Source organism: Longimicrobium sp., assembly GCF_036280135.1.
Taxonomy (GTDB): Bacteria; Gemmatimonadota; Gemmatimonadetes; order Longimicrobiales; family Longimicrobiaceae; genus Longimicrobium.
Genome location: NZ_DASURI010000737.1, coordinates 1 through 2,608, shown reverse-complemented (window position 1 = coordinate 2,608; position 2,608 = coordinate 1). Strand labels below are relative to the sequence as shown.

Genomic DNA, 2,608 nt, shown 5'->3' with positions numbered 1-2,608 from the left:
CGGGGGCTGGGGTCGGTGACCGGGCGGCGGCTCAAGCGCGAGCTGCAGATGGCGCCGTTCACGGGCGTGGCGGACGTGGTGGAGCGGTTCGACGTGGAGCACGGGCTGCGGGCCCTGGCTGCGGCGGGCGCGTTCCGCTCGTGGATCGACGGCGGCCCGCGCCAGGCGCTGTGGACCGTGCTGGGTGAGCTGCGCACCCGCCGCAGCGGCGGTCCGCTGGCCCCCGCCGTGCCGTCCACGGCGCAGCTGCCGCAACTGGCGGAGACGGAGCGCACGCTCATGTCGCACCACGTCACGGGGTTTGACATCGACGGCCACCCCATGCGCCACCTGCGCGACTACCTGCGGGAGATGCGCATCGCCGCGCTGGAGGACCTGCGCGCGCCGGAGCGAAAGCACGGCGAGCGCGTGACGGCGGCCGGCATCGTCATCGTGCGGCAGCGGCCGGGCACGGCCAAGGGCTTCGTGTTCGTGGGGCTGGAGGACGAGACGGGGCGGGTGGACGTGATCGTGACCCCGCAGCTGTACGAGAAGGAGCGCGAGATCATCAACCGCAGCGGCATCCTGGCCGTGCGGGGCCGCATCGGAAAGGAGGACGGCGTGGTGAACCTCAAGGCCGAGGCGTTCTTCCCCCTGCGCCTGGACCACGCCGCCGCCGTCGTCCCCTCCCACGACTACCACTGAGGTGGGGGGAGGCGAGGAAGCTCAGGCCGCCGACTTGTCCCGGGCCGGCGGCGGAGGCGCTTCCTTCCAGCCCTGACTGATCAATTCGCGGTGGAGGTCCTGGAGCATCGCGAAATACTTGTCGAGGTCCCGGTCGCACGCATCCCAGATACGCTGCCGGACTTCATGCAACTCATCGAGCGCTTCGTCCACGGCATTGTGGCCTTCCGTCATTCGTCCCTCCCGAGCAGGTCCAGCGGAGTAACGAGCCTGGGAACATGCAGACCCAGGCGAGCGTTGATCCGCAGAATGTGAGCCGCCTTGTTAGGATTCGCGAGATGTTTGCAGTTCCACGTCAGAAGGAAATCACAATGGTGATAAGAAGCAAGAGCCAGGTGAGTGGCATCCCCTGATGTGGGCTTCGCAGGCATGAGCTTGTTTCGCAGATACATGAACACAATCTCCGCAACATCGGCATTAGGAATGACGATGGGGATTTCCCGCAGGAGATCCATCCTCACCATGGCGCGCTCGCCCGTTCCCCCGGCGAGCTCCAGCAGCACGGTGGAGCTGGTGATGAGGTCGACGTTCATCCTGGCCTGCTCCCACCAATCCCTTGTCGCGCCCCGCCTCGCAACCATCTCAGGTTGGGGGCGCGTTTCGTAATAGAAGTTCGGGATGGTGGTCTCGACGTAGACGCGTGGCTTCGGCATGCGCGAAGCTAATGGCGTGCACAGCCACGCTGGAAGACCGCGTGCGAACACGGCCAACGGCTGAACAACCTGTTCGGCACGTGTCGGAAAGCGGATGGGATGTGGGGTGTTGCGAGGCGCTTCGGGCAGGATGGACGAAAAGAGCGCCCATGGGATGGGCGCTCACTCGGCGATCAGAGGGATGGTAGTCGTCCTCGGCTCAGGCGGGGTCTGCCCAGGCCTCCACGCGCAGGCCCGGCACGCGCCGGAACTCGCGCAGGTTGCCCGTGACCATCGTGAGCCCGTGCAGCATGCACGTGGCCGCGAGCCACAGGTCGTGCGGTCCGATGGGGGTACCCCGCACGGCGAGGTCCGCCTTGAGCTGCGCGTGCAGGCGCGCCACGGCCCCATCGATCCCCAGCACCTCGAACCGCGACAGCAGGGCCTCGGCGACGGCGGCGCGGCGGTTTCGCACGGACGGATCCGTGGCCCGGTGCACGCCGAACAGGATCTCGCTGACCGTAATGGCGGAGATGAACGCCTCCTCGCCCGCGCGGCCCCGCACGCGCGCCGCGAGGTCCAGGTGCCCCCGCTCCGCCTCGATGAGCACGCTGGAGTCGATCAGGAGCCCCATGGGTCACTGAAGTCGTCGTCGCCGGCGAGCGGGCGTCCGGATTCGAGGTCACGGGCAAACGCCTCGGCCTCGTCGGGGGCAAGGCGGGGCAGGGACGCGAACAGGGCCGGCAGGTCCTCGGCGCGTACGCCGCGGGCAACCGGGATGAGCCTGGCCATGGGTTTTCCTCCGCGCATGAGCGTGATCTGCTCTCCGCCGTACGCCACACGGTTGACGTACTCGGAAAAGTTGCGGGCAACGTCGGTAACGCTGGCGTCGGGCATGAGGGTCTCCTGGATCGATGCAATCCGATTCAGGAGGATATCAGATTTTGCGTATACCATCAAGTGCCTCCGCGCTGACCCGGGGTGAGGGGGAGCTGGCCTTTGGGTGAACGAACTGTACAGCCCTGGAAGCACCCGCGGAACCCCGCGGGCGAACACGGCCAGCGGCCGAACAACCTGTTCGGCACGTGTCGGAAAGCGGATGGGTTCAGAGGCTTGAGCAGTACCGGGTGGTGATCCGCTACGCGCCCGCACCCATTCGGCCACGTGCGGACTTGTTCGAGAACGGCAGAAAGATCAGGTGGCGTGCGGTAAAGCGGGTGAAACAGGAGTCAGGCGAGCACCCGCAGCGATCC

Annotated in this window: 5 protein-coding genes; 1 reads left to right on the top strand and 4 read right to left on the bottom strand. The window is 67.1% G+C overall.

Translation table 11 applies throughout. The features are described from left to right. Positions 1-684: OB-fold nucleic acid binding domain-containing protein (locus VFZ20_RS23850; protein WP_329686459.1), on the top strand; the 684-nt coding region annotated here is incomplete at its 5' end. 21 nt (positions 685-705) lie between these two features. Here VFZ20_RS23850 and VFZ20_RS23845 read toward each other — a convergent pair. The 4 genes from VFZ20_RS23845 to VFZ20_RS23830 form a co-directional block, all read right to left on the bottom strand. Next, a complete protein-coding gene (locus tag VFZ20_RS23845; RefSeq protein ID WP_329686458.1) occupies positions 706-897 on the bottom strand; it encodes a hypothetical protein in 192 nt (63 codons plus the stop codon). After that, positions 894-1,256, bottom strand: coding sequence for a hypothetical protein (locus VFZ20_RS23840; RefSeq protein WP_329686457.1), 363 nt, complete (start codon positions 1,254-1,256; stop codon positions 894-896). Before VFZ20_RS23840 ends, VFZ20_RS23845 begins: the two co-directional genes overlap by 4 nt. A gap of 319 nt (positions 1,257-1,575) precedes the next feature. Continuing rightward, on the bottom strand, positions 1,576-1,989 hold the full coding sequence (locus tag VFZ20_RS23835) for a PIN domain-containing protein (RefSeq protein ID WP_329686456.1): 414 nt from the start codon (positions 1,987-1,989) through the stop codon (positions 1,576-1,578). Further along, positions 1,977-2,252 carry a type II toxin-antitoxin system Phd/YefM family antitoxin gene (locus tag VFZ20_RS23830; protein ID WP_329686455.1) on the bottom strand — a complete coding sequence of 92 codons (276 nt, stop codon included), beginning with the start codon at positions 2,250-2,252 and terminating at the stop codon, positions 1,977-1,979. The genes VFZ20_RS23835 and VFZ20_RS23830 overlap by 13 nt, the downstream gene beginning before the upstream one ends. Positions 2,253-2,608 lie beyond the last annotated feature (356 nt).

What these genes read in the sequence shown, in the direction of transcription:
- VFZ20_RS23845 (WP_329686458.1), bottom strand. Translation starts at nt 897, where the DNA reads ATGACGGAAGGCCACAATGCCGTGGACGAAGCGCTCGATGAGTTGCAT.
- VFZ20_RS23840 (WP_329686457.1), bottom strand. Translation starts at nt 1,256, where the DNA reads ATGAACGTCGACCTCATCACCAGCTCCACCGTGCTGCTGGAGCTCGCC.
- VFZ20_RS23835 (WP_329686456.1), bottom strand. Translation starts at nt 1,989, where the DNA reads ATGGGGCTCCTGATCGACTCCAGCGTGCTCATCGAGGCGGAGCGGGGG.
- VFZ20_RS23830 (WP_329686455.1), bottom strand. Translation starts at nt 2,252, where the DNA reads ATGCCCGACGCCAGCGTTACCGACGTTGCCCGCAACTTTTCCGAGTAC.